12 protein-coding genes are annotated in these 17126 nt (G+C 71.0%); 4 read left to right on the forward strand and 8 right to left on the reverse strand.

Annotated elements, in window-relative coordinates; translation table 11 throughout:
- Positions 1-48: 48 nt before the first annotated feature.
- From RC1_RS02385 to RC1_RS02400, 4 genes are all read right to left on the reverse strand, one after another.
- Complete coding sequence (locus RC1_RS02385) at positions 49-570, reverse strand: hypothetical protein (RefSeq protein ID WP_012565734.1); 522 nt, start codon at positions 568-570, stop codon at positions 49-51.
- Positions 571-741: 171 nt separating this feature from the next.
- Entirely contained in the window at positions 742-4269 is a 3528-nt protein-coding gene (gene smc / locus RC1_RS02390; protein ID WP_012565736.1) for a chromosome segregation protein SMC, read from the reverse strand.
- A gap of 212 nt (positions 4270-4481) precedes the next feature.
- Positions 4482-5165 (reverse strand): DsbA family protein, encoded by a 684-nt coding sequence (locus RC1_RS02395; protein ID WP_012565737.1) that lies wholly within the window; start codon positions 5163-5165, stop codon positions 4482-4484.
- A gap of 66 nt (positions 5166-5231) precedes the next feature.
- On the reverse strand, positions 5232-5699 hold the full coding sequence (locus tag RC1_RS02400) for a DUF721 domain-containing protein (protein WP_012565738.1): 468 nt from the start codon (positions 5697-5699) through the stop codon (positions 5232-5234).
- Between RC1_RS02400 and mutY the strand changes: the two genes are divergently transcribed.
- The 3 genes from mutY (at position 5698) to RC1_RS02415 (ending at position 8273) form a co-directional block, all read left to right on the forward strand.
- Positions 5698-6924 (forward strand): A/G-specific adenine glycosylase, encoded by a 1227-nt coding sequence (gene mutY, locus RC1_RS02405; RefSeq protein ID WP_012565739.1) that lies wholly within the window; start codon positions 5698-5700, stop codon positions 6922-6924. The two genes, RC1_RS02400 and mutY, sit on opposite strands and share 2 nt — an antisense overlap.
- Positions 6921-7649, forward strand: coding sequence for a DUF1194 domain-containing protein (locus RC1_RS02410; RefSeq protein WP_012565740.1), 729 nt, complete (start codon positions 6921-6923; stop codon positions 7647-7649). Before mutY ends, RC1_RS02410 begins: the two co-directional genes overlap by 4 nt.
- A gap of 306 nt (positions 7650-7955) precedes the next feature.
- Complete coding sequence (locus tag RC1_RS02415) at positions 7956-8273, forward strand: hypothetical protein (RefSeq protein WP_012565741.1); 318 nt, start codon at positions 7956-7958, stop codon at positions 8271-8273.
- A 293-nt stretch (positions 8274-8566) separates the two neighbouring features.
- Here the strand turns inward: RC1_RS02415 and RC1_RS02420 are convergent, their stop codons facing one another.
- The 3 genes from RC1_RS02420 to treS form a co-directional block, all read right to left on the reverse strand.
- Positions 8567-9073 carry a hypothetical protein gene (locus tag RC1_RS02420; protein WP_012565743.1) on the reverse strand — a complete coding sequence of 169 codons (507 nt, stop codon included), beginning with the start codon at positions 9071-9073 and terminating at the stop codon, positions 8567-8569.
- Positions 9074-9331: 258 nt separating this feature from the next.
- Positions 9332-11572 (reverse strand): 1,4-alpha-glucan branching protein GlgB, encoded by a 2241-nt coding sequence (gene glgB / locus RC1_RS02425; protein ID WP_012565744.1) that lies wholly within the window; start codon positions 11570-11572, stop codon positions 9332-9334.
- Positions 11569-14904, reverse strand: coding sequence for a maltose alpha-D-glucosyltransferase (gene treS / locus RC1_RS02430; RefSeq protein WP_012565745.1), 3336 nt, complete (start codon positions 14902-14904; stop codon positions 11569-11571). The genes glgB and treS overlap by 4 nt, the downstream gene beginning before the upstream one ends.
- A gap of 300 nt (positions 14905-15204) precedes the next feature.
- On the opposite strand from treS, the gene RC1_RS02435 reads away from it, so the two are divergent.
- A complete protein-coding gene (locus tag RC1_RS02435; protein ID WP_012565746.1) occupies positions 15205-16191 on the forward strand; it encodes a glycosyltransferase family protein in 987 nt (328 codons plus the stop codon).
- A gap of 27 nt (positions 16192-16218) precedes the next feature.
- Here the strand turns inward: RC1_RS02435 and RC1_RS02440 are convergent, their stop codons facing one another.
- Positions 16219-16896 (reverse strand): outer membrane protein, encoded by a 678-nt coding sequence (locus RC1_RS02440; RefSeq protein WP_012565747.1) that lies wholly within the window; start codon positions 16894-16896, stop codon positions 16219-16221.
- Positions 16897-17126: the final 230 nt, after the last annotated feature.

The raw sequence follows: 17126 nt of genomic DNA on the forward strand, positions 1-17126 counted from the left end.
AAGAAGGGCGCGCCACCGGGGCGCGCCCTGCGCAGGAAGGGGAGCGGATCAGCGCATGCCCTGCTGGGCGGTCTGGCGCGGGATCAGCGACAGGCAGTTCTCCACGATCTGGTAGCACTGGCCCAGCCGCACGGACCCGGAGGAGGCACCGCCATAGACCACCTGGGTCACGGCGCCGTTCTTCAGGGTGAAGGTGGCCTCGCAGCTCCGGCTCTCGATCTCGGGATAGTCGTTCCAGCCCCAGCCCGGGCCATAGCCCCAGTAGGGTCCCCAGCCGTACCAGGGATGCCATGCGCTGTAGCCGTGCATGGTCGCCGGCCGCGTGATGATGCGCTCGCTGGAATAGGTGAAGTAGTCAACGTTATCGACCGACGCCCGGCGCTCGGGCACACCCGCGCAGGCCAGAAGCGTCTGCACCGGCATGCCGATGAAGGCCTGCTGGGCATAGACGGCCTGTTCCGCCTGGGGGTTGGCGCACGCCGCGAGGCCGACCGCGGCCAGCCCGCACAGCGCCGCCGTCGCCAGGGCGCTGCGCGCGGGCTTCATCGTTTGGGCATGACCAGACTGCATGGTGACCGCTCCTGTGAACCGCTGCCCGGAACCGTCCCGATCCAGGCCCGAGCCCCCATCCCACACAACACCTTGCATGGAATATCGGCATGACAAGGGCCATGATCCAGATCATCCGGAAGAGCGGGACAGGCCGCGCTCCCGTGGCGGTGCCTCTTCCCGTCCGGGGCGTCAGGCCGCCGCCGTCAGCTCCTCGGCGCTGCTCAGATCGACGGAGACGAGCTGGCTGACCCCGCGCTCGGCCATGGTGACGCCGAACAGCCGGTCCATGCGGGCCATGGTCAGCCGGTGGTGGGTGATGATGAGGAATCGGGTGTGCCCGCCCCGCGCCATCTCCTCCACCATGTCGCAGAAGCGGCCGACATTGGCCTCGTCCAGCGGCGCATCCACCTCGTCCAGCACGCAGATCGGCGCCGGGTTGCAGAGGAACACGGCGAACAGCAGGGCCAGCGCCGTCAGCGCCTGCTCGCCGCCGGACAGCAGCGACAGAACCTGGAGCTTCTTGCCCGGCGGGCTGGCGTAGATCTCCAGACCCGCATCCAGCGGGTCCTCCGCCTCGGTCAGCTTCAGGTGCGCCTTGCCGCCGCCGAACAGGCGGGTGAACAGGTCCTGGAAGTGGCCGTCCACCAGCTCGAAGGCGGCCAGCAGGCGCTCGCGCGCCTCCCGGTTCAGGCTGGAGATGCCCTGGCGCAGCCGGGCGATGGCGGCGATCAGGTCCTCCCGTTCGCCCTTCATCACGTCGATCTGGCCCTCCAGCTCCGCCACCTCCTGCTCGGCGCGCAGATTGACGGGGCCCATGGTCTCGCGCTCGGCGATCAGCCGCTCCAGCCGCGCCTCGACCGCGGCGGCTTCGGGCTGCTCCTGCGCGGGGTCGATGCCGGCGACGTCCAGAACCTTCTCCGGTTCGCAGTCCAGCCGCTCCTGCACCCGCTCGCGCAGGGTCTGCATCGCCTGACGTGCGGCGGCAACAGCGGCCTCGGCATGGGCCCGGGCCTCGCGCGCGTCGGCAAGCTGCGTCTCCGCCGCCTTCAGCTCGCGCTCCACCTCCGCGACCTGCACCTCCAGCGCGACCAGCTCGTCGGCGGCGCGGCGGCGCAGCCGTTCCGCCTCGGCGATGCGGTCCAGCAGGTCGCCGCGCTCCGTCTCGATGGCAGCCGGTCGCTCGGCCAGCCGCTCCAGCTCGGCCCGGGTCTCCTCGGCCCGCTCCTGAAGCTCCTCCAGCCGGCCGCCGGTGCCGTCCAGCCGGGTCCGCCAGGACCGCTCCTCCTGCGCGATGGCGGCAAGGCGGCGCTGGCGCGCCTCCGACTCGCGCAGCAGCCGGTCCAGGGCGTTCTGGCGCTCGGCCTGGATGGCCCGGCGCTCGGCCAGCCGGGCGCGCAGTTCGGCCAGCCGGTGCCGGGCCTCCGCCGGGTCGGGCAGTTCCGCCAGGGCGGCGCGGGCCTCCTCGCGGGCCTCCTCGACCTCGGCCCGGTCCGCCTCCAGCGACTCGACCGCCTCGGCCTGCGCCTGCAGGCGGGTGGCCAGGGCGGCGGCGGCCTGCGCCAGCTTCGCGTGGCGGGCCTGGGCCTGCCCCAGGGCGGCGAAGGCCGCGCGCACCGCGTCGCGCGCCTGCCGGTCACGGCCGGCGGCGGCCTCCACCGCGGCGCGCCCGTCGGCCAGGGCGCGCTCGGCCGTCTCTTCCGCCTCGGCCAGTGCCTCGCGGGCGGCGTCCAGCCGCTCGTCGGCGGCCTCCAGCTCCAGTTCCAGCTCGGCCAGCCGGTTACGCTGGCGCAGCCGCTGTGCCGCCGCGGTCTCCGCCCCGGCGGTGACGGTCAGCCCGTCCCAGCGCCAGGCATGCCCCTGGCGCGTCACCAGCACCTGGCCGGGCCGCAGCCGGGGCGCCGCCGCGGCTCCTGAGGCGGCATCGGTCACCACCCCGACATGGGCGAGGCAGCGGGCGAGCGCCGGCGGCGCCTTGACATGGCGGGCCAGCGGCTCGGCGCCCGGGGGCAGGGGGGCGGAATCGGGCAGGGCGGGCAGGGTGCGCCAGTGGACCGGGGCGGCCTCGTCCAGCGGGGCGGTCAGGTCCTCCCCCAGCGCGGCGGCCAGGGCCTGTTCATAGCCGGGGGCGACCGTCACCGTGTCGATCACGGGCGGGAACAGGTCGCCCGACCGGATCTTCAGCAGCGCGGCCAGCCCGTCGGCCTCCGCCTTCAGCTTGGCGCGGACGGAGTCGGCCTGCTGCACCGCCTCGCGCGCCCGGGACTGGACCGCCTGCGCCTCGGCCCGCAGCGCCTCGGCGCGGGCCTCGGCCGCGGCCTTGGCGGTTTCCGCCGTCTCCGCCTCCTCCCGCATCAGTTCCAGCCGCGTCTCGGCCTCGGCGACTTCCGCCTCGGCCTCAGCCGCATCGCCGCCGACGGTGTCATCGCGGGCCAGTGCCTCGCGGGTGGCCTGCTGTTCCTCCAGCCGGCGGCGCAGGGTCTCGGCGCGGCCGTCCAGCTCCCGCACCTGCCGGTCCAGGGCGGCGCGCTTCGCCTCCTCCGCGGCCAGCCCCTCCATGGCGCGCGACAGCTCCCGGTCCAGCCCCTCCACCCCGTCCTTCGCCTCGATCAGCGCCGTCTGCGCCTCCTCGTTCAGCAGGGCCTCCTCGGCCTGCGCCTCGGCCAGGGCGTGGCGCTCCTCCGCCAGCCGGTCCATGGCCTGCCGCGCATCGGCGGCGAGCGCCCGCTCGCGGGTCAGGTCGCCGTCGATCTGGGCCAGCCGGCGTTGCAGGGCGGCGAACGCCTCCTGCGCCCGGCGCTCTTCCGCATCCAACTGCTCCCGGGCCAGCAGCAGGCGTTGCAGCGCCGCGGCGGCGGCGGCCTCGGCCTGCCGCTTCGGTTGCAGCCCGGCGGTCATCTCGGTGCGCAGGGTGGTGGCCTGGGTCGCCGCCAGCATCAGGGCGCGGACGGCGTTCTCCGCCTCGGCGAAGCCGGCCATCGCGCGGTCGAGCTGGCCCTGGGCCTGGGTCCATTTCAGATGCAGCAGCACCGCCTCGGCGCGGCGGATATGGTCCTGGAGGTTGCGGTAGCGGGCGGCCTGCCGGGCCTGCCGGCGCAGGCCCTGGAGCTGGCCGTCCATGGTCGTCAGGACGTCATCCAGCCGGGTCAGGTTCGTTTCCGCCGCGCGCAGGCGCAGTTCCGCCTCGTGCTTGCGGGCGTGCAGGCCGGAGATGCCGGCCGCATCCTCCAGCAACTGGCGGCGGTCGGTCGGGCGGGCGTTGATCAGGGCGCCGACGCGGCCCTGGCTGACCAGGGCCGGGCTGTTGGCGCCGGAGGCGTTGTCCGCGAACAGGATGTGGACGTCGCGGGCGCGCACGCCCTTGCCGTTGATCCGGTAGTCGGAGCCCGAGGCGCGCTCCAGCTTGCGCGTCACCTCCAGCTCCGGCCAGTCGTTGAACTGGGCCGGGGCGGTGCGGCCGGCATTGTCGAGCGAGAGCGTGACCTCGCAGATGTTGCGCGCGGGCCGGGTCGCCGTGCCGCCGAAGATGACGTCGTCCATGTCGGCGCCGCGCATCTTCTTGGCCGAGGTCTCGCCCATGACCCAGCGCAGCGCCTCCACCAGATTGGACTTGCCGCACCCGTTCGGACCGACAATGCCCGTCATGCCGGGCTCGATCTGAAGCTCGGTCGCGTCCACGAAGGACTTGAAGCCGGAAATGCGGAGTCGGGTGAACTGCACCGTGGTCTCTGCCCTGCCTCTCTTGTCCCGCGCGGGGGCCGGTTTATCACCAGCGATGCTCCGGACCACGATGCTCCGGACCAGCGATGCTCCGGCGCCGGGCGCCGTTCTAGCGCGGCCCGGTTAACGCGGCGCGCATGGCAGCCCGGTGCACCGCACCTCATGGCCCGGCAGGGCCGGCGGTGCGGGGCACCGCCGCGCCCGCCGTCCGGTCATTCCGCCTTGCGCTTGGCGCCCAGCTTGACCAGCGCGTTGATCAGCTCCTCCTCCCGCGCGCCGTCGATCACGACCGCACCGTCGTTCAGGATCAGGGTCGGGGTGCCGCTGATGTTGTACTTCTTGATGCCGTCCAGACGGGTCTGGAGGATATGGGTCTCAAGCTGCTTGTTGCTCAGGCAGGCTTCCTGCTGCTCCGGGGTCAGGCCGGCCATCCGCGCGGTCTTGCCGACCTCCGCCAGCGGGTCTTTGGCCGCGAACCAGGCCTTCTGAGACTTGAACAGGGCTGACAGCATGGAGAAGTACCGCTCCGGCGCGACGCAGCGGGAGAACATCGAGGCCGTCAGCGCCACCTGGTCCATGGGGAAGTCGCGGAAGATCAGCTTCGCCTGCCCGGTGTCGATGAACTCCGCCTTGATGCGCGGCAGGATGTCGGTGTGCATGTGCGCGCAGTGCGAGCAGGTCAGCGAGGCGTACTCGATGATCGTGATGGGGGCCTTCGGATCGCCGATCACCTTGTCCTCGGTCGCCCGGGCGAGATCGAAGCCGGGCAGGGAGGCGGGCTGCTGGGCCAGGGCCGACGGGCCCGCCAGCAACGGCAGGGCCACGATGCCCGCGGCCAGGGCGAGCGCCCCGAGGAACCCGCGGCGGGTCCAAGTGCTTCGAAGATTTTGGCGCACTATCGCCTCCTGAACACAAGATGTTGGAATATAGACTCCGGTTCTCCGGAGCCGCAAGCGGCAGGGTCAGCGCGGGGCGGAGCCGTGGACGGCCCGGCCCAGCCGTTCCAGGGCGTCGCGCAGGTCGGGGTCGGGCACCTCGGCGGTGCGGCCGGCGATGGCCGTCTCCTCCTCAGCCGACAGCCGGCGCAGCGGTCGCGCAGGCGCGGACGGCTTGAGGGCCGGCCCGCCATGCACCAGTTTCAGCCGCACCACCGCGCGCCAGCCGAAGAAGGCGTTGATCCGTTCCAGCACCTGGGGTTCCTCATGCTGGAGCAGCAGCGCCACCGGGCTGGACACCCGGAGGTGCAGCACCGCCTCGTCGCGGCGTCCCTTGGGGAAGGCGAGCTTCAGCGGGGTGGTCTGGTCGGCCAGTCTGGGTCCCACGATGGTGGCCCATTCGGTCAGCAGGCCACCGAACGCCAGCCCGTTCTTTCCCAGGGCCTTGCCCGCGATGGTGGCGACCTGTCGTCCGATCCTCTGGGGTCCGCTCATGCCACCTGCCTCCACCTCGTCCCGCGCCGGTAAGAAAGCAGAAGCCGCCCCGCCTGACCAGCGCCCAGGCGGGCTTCCTGACGCCGGGAGCCGCCGCGACCGGGGGGCGCGGCTGCTCTCCTGGTACGACCGCCACCGCCGGGTCCTGCCCTGGCGCGCCGCCCCGGGGGAGCGGGCCGACCCGTACCGGGTCTGGCTGTCGGAGATCATGCTGCAACAGACGACCGTCGCCACCGTGGGCCCCTATTTCCAGGAGTTCCTGCGCCGCTGGCCGACCGTGCTGGACCTCGCCGCGGCGGACCTCGACGATGTGCTGCGGGCCTGGGCCGGTCTCGGCTACTACGCCCGTGCGCGCAACCTGCACCGCTGCGCCGTCGCCGTGGCGCGGGACCATGGCGGGCGCTTTCCGGACACTGAAGCGGAATTGCGGCACCTTCCGGGCATCGGGGACTATACGGCCGCGGCCGTCGCCGCCATCGCCTTCGACCGCCCGGCGGCGGCCGTGGACGGCAATGTCGAGCGCGTGCTGGCCCGCGTCTTCCGGGTGGAGGAACCGCTGCCCGCGGCCAAGCCGCGGCTGCGCGCCCTGGCCGGGGCGCTGGTGCCGGAGGCGCGGGCGGGCGACCACACCCAGGCCCTGTTCGATCTGGGCGCCACGATCTGCACGCCGCGGCGGCCGCGCTGCATCCTCTGTCCCTGGCAGCCGGACTGCGCCGCCTCCGCCGCCGGCGTGCAGGAGGACCTGCCGCGCAAGGCGGCCAAGGCGGAGAAGCCGACGCGGCGGGGCACCGCCTTCCTGCTCTGCGACGGCGACGGGGCGGTGCTGCTGCGCCGCCGGCCGGAGACGGGCCTGCTCGGCGGCATGATGGAGGTGCCGTCCACCGACTGGACGGGAACGGTTCCGGGAGCCGACGCCGTGCGGGCAGCGGCGCCCCTGCCGGGGATCGGCTGGCGCCCGGTGCCGGGGACGGTCCGTCATACTTTCACCCACTTCCACCTCGAACTGGAGGTGCTGGCGGGCCGGGTGCCGCAGCCGGCACCGTCCGTTCCGGGGGCGGTCTGGGTGCCGCGGGCGGGGCTGGAGGCGGAGGCGCTGCCGACGGTGATGCGCAAGGTGCTGCGCCATGCGCTGGCGGCGGACGCGGCCGGGCCTGACGGAGACGGACTGGCCGGAGACGGGCTGGCCGGAGACGGGCTGGACGAAGACGAAGGAGCGGACGGGTGAACGGAAGCGACCGGGTCGGGCGAAGGGCGCTGCTGGCGGGGCTGGCCGGACTGCCGCTGCTGTCCCCGCTCGGGGCAGCGGCGGCCAGGACCGCAGAGGGCGTGGCGGAGGGCGCCGCGGGCGCGCCGGTGGACCTGTCGCTGGTGCTGGCGGTGGACGCTTCGGCCAGCATCAGCCGCAATGCCCTGGACTTCCAGTTGCGCGGCCATGCCGCCGCTTTCCGCGATCCCAGGGTCGCCGCCGCCGTCGCCCGTGGCGGCCACGGGCGCATCGCCGTGACCCTGGTGCAGTTCGCCGGCCCCGACACCCTGACGGCCCTGGTCCCCTGGCGGCTGGTGTCCGATGCCGCCGACTGCACCGCCATGGCCGATGCCATCGACGCGGTTCCCGGCATTGCCATGGGCGGCAGCACCGCGCTGGGCAGCGCCATCGTTGCCGCCGTCGCGCTGATCGAGCGCGCGCCCTGGCGGGCCGCGCGGCGCAAGATCGACCTGGTCTCCAACGGTTTCAACAATGCCGGGATCGATCCGTTGAGCGCCCGCGCCCACGCCGCGGCGGCCGGGGTGACGGTGAACGCGCTGGCGATCCTGGACGAGTTCGACTGGCTGGAATCCTATTACGCCGAGAACGTCATCGCGGGGGAGGGCGCCTTCGTCCGCACCGCCGCCGGCGCGGACGACTTCGCCGCCGCCTTCCTCTCCAAGCTTATGGCGGAGATCGCCTGAGGGCCGGGGGCTGCCCGGTGCTTCAAGTGCGTCAATTGCGCCCGTGTAATTACACTGTCGGACATTTTGCCTGATCGCAAACGGCCCTTGCGAATTCTTTGACGCTCAGGCGCCATGCCGGGAAATTTCCGGAACGGCAAAAGACATGTGCGGGATAATTTTGCGTCCGCGGGGGCGCCGGCATGGCTCGGCTGCGTCGGTAGCATTGCGCAAGTAATTGATTGGAAAGGATTGGTAACTATCTTTCGCCTTGTCGTCGGCGGGCCAGGAAACGGATCGGCCCGTCATCGCAAGAGGAGGTGCGCCATGCGCACGTTGATCTGCGCTGCTGCCGCGGCTCTCTGCGCCGCCGTTCTCGCCGGCCCGTCGCTGGCGATGGAGACCCAGACCGCCATGCTGCCGCCGGGCCCGGCACCTGCCGCCGTGCCTGCGACGCGGCCGGCCGTGACGGTCAGCCTGCACGAGGCGCGCGCGGAGATCGCCGCCCAGATGAAGGCGGAGCTGCGCCAGCATCTGCGCCGCCTGGGCGAAAGCCTGAAGAGCACCGAGGTTGCGGAGGAGTCCGCCCCGCGCGCGACGCCCTCCGCCGCACCGGCGGGCAGCCCTGCTGCCTCGCCGTTCTGACGCGGGACCGGGCGGTTTCCGCCCGGGGGTCCCGTGTCGTTTCCCTGCCCGTGAAATCCACTCGGCCGCGGCGGCCTTACCGCCGCGGCCTTTTCTTCTGCCCGTCTTTTCCTGGGGCGGGACCGGACGAAGTCCCTGCAAGCCTGTTCCCGAGGGGGAGGGAGGACGCCATGCGCAGCCACGGAACGATCAATGAAGACCGTCGCGGCCTTGCGGCCGTGCTGGGCCTGCTGGTGGGGATCATCGCCGGGGTGGCGCTGTTCGCCTGAGGCAGCATCCGCGCCCCGTCGTGCTCAGCGGGCGGCGATGGTCAGGGTGATGGTGTCGCTGTAGGTGCCGGCGGTCAGCGAGCGGAAGGCCACCGGAACGAGCACCCGGAACTGCCGGGTGCGCAACTCCGGCTGGGCATAGCGGCGGGTCAGTTCGACCGGCGCCCGAAGGGTGTCCAGCAGCAGGTCGCCGTAGGAGATGGCATAGCCGACGCCCTGCCCCGTCTCGTTCACCATGCGGCCTTTGTTCTCGGACTCGATGGTGACGGTATAGCCCAGGCCGTGGTTGCAGGACTCCCCGACAGACCCCACCGCCTGGAAGAAGGCGCCGTTCTCCATGTCGATCGCGCTGCCATGGTCGGTGACGACCAGATAGCAGCTTGTGGCCACGGTGCCGTGCAGGGGCACGGTGCCCCGCTGGGAGACGGCTGCGGCCGACGGGGACGTGCTCAGCATCAGGCCGAGCAGCGCCCCGGACAAAAGGCCGGAGAGGGCGCGGACAGGCGGAGGGTGGGCGTGGAGCGGTGACATCGTGACAATCCTCGGTTCGTGCCGCCGGTTCGCGGCAGGCGACCGCCGGTTTGCCCGGTCGGTCGCATCGGCGGGTGTCCCGCCGGTCTTGCCGCATCCGTTGCAACACGGATGCCAGACGCAGCTCCGCCGACGCGGGGCCTTCCCGGCAACGAGGTTAATTCCCCGTTAGGATTGTGGTCGCGTCGTTGCAATATGCATCGTACCCTGCATTGCGCATTGGCCCGGCCTGATCCGCGCACTGCATTCTGCAACGGATCATGCCGGCTCTGTCTGGAACTCCAGCACCACCGTCCCCAACGGGGGAAGCGTGAGCGACAGACTGTACGGCCGTCCGTGCGCCGGCACCTCTTCCGTCCGCACGCCGCCACCGTTGCCGACATTGGAGCCGCCATAGCGCTCCGCGTCGGTGTTCAGCCGCTCCGCCCACCAGCCTTCAGCCGGGACGCCCAGCCGGTAGCCCTGACGCGGCAGCGGCGTGAAGTTGCAGACGGTCGCCGTCATCCGGCCCGCGCCGTCCTTGCGCAGGAAGGCCAGCACCGAGGTTTCGCTGTCGTTCGCCTCCAGCCACTCGAAGCCGGCGGGATCGCAGTCCAGCCGGTGCAGCGCCGGCAGTTCCCGGTACAGGTGGTTCAGGTCGCGGATCAGGCGCTGCACGCCCTCATGGTCGGGCAGGCCCAGCAGAAACCAGTCCAGGCCGCGGTCGTGGCTCCACTCCCGCTCCTGGGCGAACTCGCCGCCCATGAACAGCAGCTTCTTGCCGGGGTGGGTCCACATGAAACCGAAATAGGCGCGCAGATTGGCGAATTTCTGCCAGCGGTCGCCCGGCATCTTGTTCAGCAGGCTGCCCTTGCCGTGGACCACCTCGTCGTGGCTCAGCGGCAGCACGAAGTTCTCCGAGAAGGCGTAGATCAGCCCGAAGGTCAGGTTGTGGTGGTGCCAGCGTCGGTGGACGGGGTCCTTGCTCATGTAGTTGAGCGTGTCGTGCATCCACCCCATGTTCCACTTGTAGCCGAAGCCCAGCCCGCCCAGGTAGGTCGGCCGCGACACCGCCGGCCAGGCGGTGGACTCCTCGGCCACCGTGATCGCGCCCGGCTGCTCGCCATAGGCCAGTTCGTTGGTCCGGCGCAGCAGCTCGATGGCGTCCAGGTTCTCCCGCCCGCCGAAGCGGTTGGGCACCCATTCCCCCGCCTTGCGGCTGTAGTCCAGGTACAGCATGGAGGCGACGGCATCCATCCGCAGCCCGTCCAGATGATAGCGGTCCAGCCAGAACAGGGCGTTGGCCAGCAGGAAGTTCTGCACCTCGCGCCGGCCGTAATTGTAGATCAGGGTGTTCCAGTCCTGGTGGAAGCCCTGGCGCGGGTCGGCGTGCTCGTACAGGTGGGTGCCGTCGAACAGGCCCAGCCCGTGCGGGTCGGTGGGGAAGTGTCCGGGCACCCAGTCCAGCAGGATGCCGATGCCCGCCCGGTGCGCCGCCTCCACGAAATACCGGAAATCCTCCGGCGTGCCGAAGCGGCTGGTGGGGGCGAACAGCCCGACCGGCTGGTAGCCCCAGGACCCGTCGAAGGGATACTCGGTGACGGGCAGCATCTCGATATGGGTGAAGCCCATCTCCGCCACATAGGGGATCAGCTCGTCCGCCAGCTCCCGGTAGGTCAGATAGCGGTTCTCCGGTCCCCGCTTCCAGGAGCCCAGATGCACCTCGTAGATGGACATGGGGCTATGCAGGTCCGAGGTGTCGGGACGCCGCTCCAGCCAGTCGCCGTCCGCCCAGGTCCAGGGTGGCGTGCCATGGACGACGGACGCGGTGCGTGGCGGAGCTTCCGCCTGGAAGGCCATCGGATCGGCCTTCAGCGGGAGCATCGTGCCGTCCGGCCCCTTGATCTCGAACTTGTAGAGGTCGCCGCGCCCGGCATGGGGCACGAAGATCTCCCAGATGCCGATGCCGTGGTGCAGCCGCATCGGCAGCCGGCGGCCGTCCCAGTTGCAGAAATCCCCCACGACGGAGACGCGCCGGGCGTTCGGCGCCCAGACGGCGAAGGCCGTGCCGGCCACGCCGTCGATCTCCGTCGGGTGCGCCCCCAGCCGCTCCCACAGGCGCAGATGTGTTCCCTCGGCGAACAGGTGACGGTCCAGCTCGCCCAGCCAGGGGCCGAAGCGGTAGGCGTCCTCGAACTCCATCGCTCCGGTGCCGAAGTCGATGCGCAGCCGATAGGCCCGCTGCGGCCCGTCGAGCGCGGCCAGCCAGAAGCCGTGCGGGTGGACGCGCCGCGCCTCCGCCAGCGTCGTGCCGGTTGCGGCGTCCACCACCTCGACCGTGCGGGCGTCGGGGAACAGCCCGCGTACCTGCCAGGTGCCGTCCGGGCCGTCATGCGGGCCCAGCACGCTGAAGGGATCGCCATGGTCGGCATGGACCAGGGCATGGATGGCGGCCTCGAACGGGGCATCGACCAGATCGGCCGTGTCCCGGGACGGGCGGTCATGGCGGTCCGGGCTCATTGCGGCATCTCCAGTGGGCGGTCCAGCACGGCGAGCGCACCGCGGATCGGGATGGGCAGCCAGGTCGGGCGGTTGCCCGCCTCGTAGGCGATCTCGTAGAAGGCCTTCTCGAGCTCGAACAGGGCGCGCAGCCGGTCGGCGCTGCCGTCCTGCGGACAGGCGGAGCAGGCGCCGATGGCGCCGTCATAGCCCTCCAGGAAGGCGGTGCGGGCGGCCTGGTTCCATTCCCGCGCCAGGGGACCCAGCCGGTCGATGGCGTCGGCATGCACCTCCGCCAGCCGGAACATGGCCCCCCAGGCCGCATAGTCGAAGGAGCGCAGCATTCCCGCTACGTCACGCAGGGGGGAGTGCTTGCGCCGCCGCTCGGCCAGGGTCTTCGTCGGTTCGCCTTCGAAGTCGATGATGAACCAGTCCGTGGCCGAGCGCAGCACCTGGCCCAGATGGTAGTCCCCGTGGATGCGGGTCTTGGTCAGCCCGTCGATGGGGCGGGCAAGGGCGTGGACCCGCTCGAAGACCTCCTCCTCCCGGCCCAGCAGCAGGTCGGCGGCGGCGCGCGCCTCGTCCGGCAGGCCGTCGCGGGCGGTACGCAGGGCATGCAGGCCCGCCTCCACCTGCCGCATCGCCGCCTCGCGCCAGTCCTCCATGTCCGCCGCCCCGGCCGGCTCCGGATCGAAGCCGGGATCGCCGGTCGTCGTCGCCAGGGCGCAGTGGAGCTGGGCCGTCCGTTCGCCCAGGGTCCGGGCGAGGGTCAGGTACATGCCGAAATTCTCCCCCTCCACCTCGGCCAGGACAGGCGGCACGGCCCCGGACTCTCTGCCCGCGGTCAGATGCAGGCGGGCGTCCTCCAGCTCACGGGTCAGATAGTCCAGGGTGAAGGTCCAGCCGTTGCCCTGGTTGCGGACGAAGCCGGTCAGCACGGCCAGCGCCGTGCCGTCGCCCTCCAGCCTGTGCTCGATGGTGCCCAGCAGCGGCGGGGTGTTGGCATAGGGCACCCGCTCCGTCAGGAAGCGGGCCATCTCCAGCTCCGGATGGCTGCCGGGCTCCAGCCTGCGGTAGATCTTCAGCACGATCTGGTCGCCCAGCAGGACCGAGGTGTTGGACTGTTCCACCCCCAGGGTCCGCACCTCCGGCGGTTCGGTCACGGAGAAGCGCACCTCGTCCAGCCGGTCGGTCGGCAGGAACAGAAGGCTGCCGCGGGTCGCCGGACGTTCCAGCCCTTTCCGTACCGCTTCCACCAGCGCCAAGGCGAAGCGCGACGACTGCATGGCGTCGAACGCGGCCCCCAGGCGCGCGCCCCGGCGGGTGCGCGCCACGGTGAACGGGAACAGCGGCCAGCCTGGCGTGCCCGCCTGCTCCTCCCAGGACATGGCGAGCGGCAGGAAGTAGGGCACCGGCTCCGACGAGGCGGTGTGGGACACGTCGATGCGGGTCAGCAGATAGCTTTCGCCGCCGCCCGTCGGGTCGGGCAGTTCCGCCGTGCCGGTGACACGCACCCCGGTGACGCGGGCATCCTTGGCGCCGAACCAGCGCTGCTTCGGCACGAAGGCGGGCAGCGCCTCCGTCTCCAGGTCGCGGATGCCGCGGCCGGTGACGACCTCGCGCCAGCCGTCGCGCAGCACCAGGGTCACGAAGTCGGGCAGCGGCTCGGGCACCGGCTCGTGCCAGGTCGGCAGGGCGGCCTGGCTGGACAGGACGAACCAGTAGAAGCCGTAGCCGGGCAGGGTCAGCAGATAGGGCAGGTCCCCGATCGGCGGGAAGGCGCTGCGGCCGATCATCTCCACCGGGACGCAGGTGCGGTGCTGACGCAGGTCCAGTTCCACCGCCTGCGGGGCGCGCGACAGGTTGGCGACGCAGAGCACCACCTCGCCCTCGTATTCGCGCAGATAGGCAAGGACCTTGCGGTTGCCGGGGTAGAGGAAGCGCAGGCTGCCGCGGCCGAACGCCCTGTACTGCTGGCGCACGGCCACCAGCCGGCGCATCCAGTTCAGCAGCGAGGTGGAGGAGCGGGCCTGTGCCTCCACGTTCACGGCCTGGAATCCGTAGACCGGGTCCTGGATCGTCGGCAGATACAGCCCCGCCGGATCGGCGCGGGAGAAGCCGCCGTTGCGGTCGGGCGACCACTGCATCGGCGTGCGCACGCCGTCGCGGTCCCCCAGATAGACGTTGTCGCCCATGCCGATCTCGTCGCCGTAATAGATCACCGGCGTGCCGGGCATGGAGAACAGCAGGCTGTTCAGCAGTTCGATCTTGTGCCGGTCGTTGTCCATCAGCGGCGCCAGCCGTCGCCGGATGCCCAGATTGATGCGGGCGCGCCGGTCGGTGGCGTAGAAGTTCCACATGTAGTCGCGTTCCTTGTCGGTCACCATTTCGAGCGTCAGCTCGTCATGGTTGCGCAGGAACACGGCCCACTGGGCGTTGGCCGGGATCTCCGGCGTCTGGCGCATGATGTCGGTGACCGGATGCCGGTCCTCCATCGCCAGCGCCATGTAGATCCGCGGCATCAGCGGGAAGTGGAAGGCCATGTGGCATTCGTCGCCGCCCACCTCGGGATTGCCGAAATAGGGCAGCACGTCCTCCGGCCACTGGTTCGCCTCGGCCAGCAGCATGCGGTCGCCGTAGTGGCTGTCCACCTCGGCCCGGATGCGGCGCAGGATCTCGTGGGTCTCGGGCAGGTTCTCGCAGTTGGTGCCCTCGCGCTCGATCAGGTAGGGCACGGCGTCCAGGCGCAACCCGTCCACCCCCATGTCCAGCCAGTAGCGCATGACGTTCATCACCTCCCGCAGGACGCGGGGGTTGTCGAAGTTCAGGTCCGGCTGGTGGCTGTAGAAACGGTGCCAGAAATAGGCCTTGGCCTGCTCGTCCCAGGTCCAGTTGGACTTCTCGGTGTCCAGGAAGATGATGCGGGTGCCCTGGTATTTCTGGTCGGTGTCGGACCAGACGTAGAAGTTCCGGTGCGGATGCCCCTTGGGCGCCCGGCGGGCGCGCTGGAACCAGGGATGCTGGTCCGATGTGTGGTTGACCACCAGCTCGGTGATGACGCGGATGCCGCGGGCATGGCACTCGCGCACGAAGTTGCGGAAGTCCCGCAGCGTGCCGTAACGCGGATTGACGTCGCGGTAGTCGGCGATGTCGTAGCCGTCATCCTTCAGCGGCGAAGGATAGAACGGCAGCAGCCAGAGGGCGGTGACGCCGAGTTCCTGGATATAGTCCAGCTTCTGCGCCAGCCCGGCGAAATCGCCGATGCCGTCGTTGTCGGCGTCGTGGAAGGCCTTGACGTGGGTCTGGTAGATGACCGCGTCCTTGTACCAGAAGCGGTCGCTGCGATCGATCATGCCGGGAGCCGTGGTCTGCGGGCGGGACACTGCCACTGAACAGAAGTGGCGGGGGATAGGTTGCCCGCCACCCCCGTCGCGGCGCGGGGTTCGTCGGATATCCAACGGCATGTGGGGACGGACGGGCCGGATCGTAACCCTTTCGCGGCCGGCCGCTGCCCTTCGTCGCGCCGGAACCGGGCGGGACCGGGCCGCAGCCCGCATCGAAGGTCGGGGTTCTGCGCGGCTTGCGGGTCCGCTGCCGCCGGCCTATACGCTTGCTGGTTACCCCCAACGATCCGCAAGCCCGTCAGGTGCGCGATGCCCCCGTCCAGGTCCCACATCCTGATCAGCGGCGGCGACGCCACCTACTATCCGATGCTGCTGGAGCTGATCGCCTCGGTCCGGCGCTTCCCGCAGGGACGGGACTGCCCCTTCGGCATCGTGGATGCCGGCCTGACGGCTGACCAGCGCGCCCACCTCGAAGCCATCGGCTGCACCGTGGTCACGGCGCAATGGCACTACGACTTCCCGGCCGGCCGCATCCGGGACCGCGGCTATCTGCGCGCCAACATCGCCAAGCTGTTCCTGCCGGAGTATTTCCCCGGCTACGAGGTGCTGGTCTGGATCGACGGCGACGCCTGGGTTCAGGACTGGGAGGCGGTGGACCTCTACATCCGCGCGGCGCGGCGGGGGCGCTTCGGCATCGTCGCCCAGACGGGCCGCTACCGGCAGGGCGAGCTGACGGTGAAGTGGCTGCTGGGCGGCATCGCCCGGGTGCGCTCCATCCTCTACAAGAACGGCCGCCGTGCCGGCCTGCCCGCCGATATCCTGCGGCCGCTCGCGGTCAGGGCCACGCTGAACGCCGGGGCCTACGCCCTGCGGGCGGACGCGCCGTACTGGGCCGCCTTTCAGAGATGGCAGGACCGGGTGATCCACAAGGGGCACATCTTCACCTCCGATCAGCTCGCCATGGCGCTGGCCGTCTATGTCGACGGGCTCCCGCTGGAGCTGTTGCCGGACTGGTGCAACTACATGGGGCCGTGGCGCTTCGATCCGGCGGCGGACAGGCTGGTGGAGTTCTTCCTGCCGCACCGGCCGCTGGGCATCGTGCATCTGGCCGGGCTCGACCGGATGCGCCGCGATCCCGCCTGCACGCTGTCCGTCCTGGATCTGGAGGACCGGCCGCACGAGCTGACGCTGCGCTATCCGGAGTGGGAACGGCGGCAGGCCGCGGTCGCTTCCGTCATCGCGTCCGGGACCGTGGGCGCAACGGCACGCGCTCCGGCCGAACCGGAACCTGTCTGAGGCGGGCCGCGATCACCTGACGGGGGTTCAGGGGCCGCCGAAGCGGTAGCGCAGGCCGGCCAGGGCGGACCAGCTCTGAAGATCATTGCCGGCATCGGTGCGGCCGGGGTCCAGAGCGATATCGCTGAAGCCGGTGTAGCGGCCGTCCGCGAAGAAGGAGAGCTGCTCGCTGAACGGCATCGAAAACCCGACGATGCCCTGGTAGGAGATGATGTCATCCCGCCCGACCAGGGTCGCCCCGTCCAGCCGCCCGGCGTCCAGCTCCAGCCGCGTCAGGCCCAGGCCGACGCCGACATAGGGGGTGACCCAGCCGCTCAGGTCGATATCGAGGAGAGCGTTGGCCATCACGCTCTGCCGGTCCAGCCGGTCGGCGCCGGCGGGCAGGTCGGTCACCGAGCCGCGGTCGGCGCGGCCGTGCATGTATTCGACTTCCAGCCGCAGCATCTCCATCGGGCGCCAGCCGGCGGCAATGCCGCCGGACAGGGGGCTGCCCAGGGTCAGGGCGCTTCCCAGATTGAGATCGCTGCTGACCGGCAGGCCGGACGCAGAGCCCAGGCCGCGGTCCCAGCCGGTCGTCGATTTCAGGTAGAAGCCGTCATCCTGTGGCGTCGTGGACGCAGCGTCCTGCGCCCGGACCGGCTGCGCGGGCAGGGAGGCGAGAAGGAAACCTGCGACGATCCAGACACGCACGGCCCAGGCACGCATGGCGCGGACTCCGAATGGCGCTTCCTGTCCAGGGATGCTGTTTCCCGCTGGAGAAACGGGGCGCCCGCCCGTCCGGACCCGTGCCCCGTATCGGGCTGGCCGATCATACGGCTACGGTTCCGGCACGACAGGATATAGGGTTTCCTGCGTCGGAACGGAAGACACCCGGAAGGACTGCACCGCCCTGACTTATCGGGGGGCGACGCGGACCGCCGTCGGTGGTACGCTGG

It is taken from the genome of Rhodospirillum centenum SW (assembly GCF_000016185.1).
Taxonomy (GTDB): Bacteria; Pseudomonadota; Alphaproteobacteria; order Azospirillales; family Azospirillaceae; genus Rhodocista; species Rhodocista centena.

What these genes read in the sequence shown, in the direction of transcription:
- RC1_RS02415 (WP_012565741.1), top strand. Translation starts at nt 7,956, where the DNA reads ATGCGCACGTTGATCTGCGCTGCTGCCGCGGCTCTCTGCGCCGCCGTT.
- RC1_RS02440 (WP_012565747.1), bottom strand. Translation starts at nt 16,896, where the DNA reads ATGCGTGCCTGGGCCGTGCGTGTCTGGATCGTCGCAGGTTTCCTTCTC.
- RC1_RS02420 (WP_012565743.1), bottom strand. Translation starts at nt 9,073, where the DNA reads ATGTCACCGCTCCACGCCCACCCTCCGCCTGTCCGCGCCCTCTCCGGC.
- RC1_RS02385 (WP_012565734.1), bottom strand. Translation starts at nt 570, where the DNA reads ATGCAGTCTGGTCATGCCCAAACGATGAAGCCCGCGCGCAGCGCCCTG.
- treS (WP_012565745.1), bottom strand. Translation starts at nt 14,904, where the DNA reads ATGATCGATCGCAGCGACCGCTTCTGGTACAAGGACGCGGTCATCTAC.
- glgB (WP_012565744.1), bottom strand. Translation starts at nt 11,572, where the DNA reads ATGAGCCCGGACCGCCATGACCGCCCGTCCCGGGACACGGCCGATCTG.
- RC1_RS02400 (WP_012565738.1), bottom strand. Translation starts at nt 5,699, where the DNA reads ATGAGCGGACCCCAGAGGATCGGACGACAGGTCGCCACCATCGCGGGC.
- mutY (WP_012565739.1), top strand. Translation starts at nt 5,698, where the DNA reads ATGCCACCTGCCTCCACCTCGTCCCGCGCCGGTAAGAAAGCAGAAGCC.
- RC1_RS02435 (WP_012565746.1), top strand. Translation starts at nt 15,205, where the DNA reads ATGCCCCCGTCCAGGTCCCACATCCTGATCAGCGGCGGCGACGCCACC.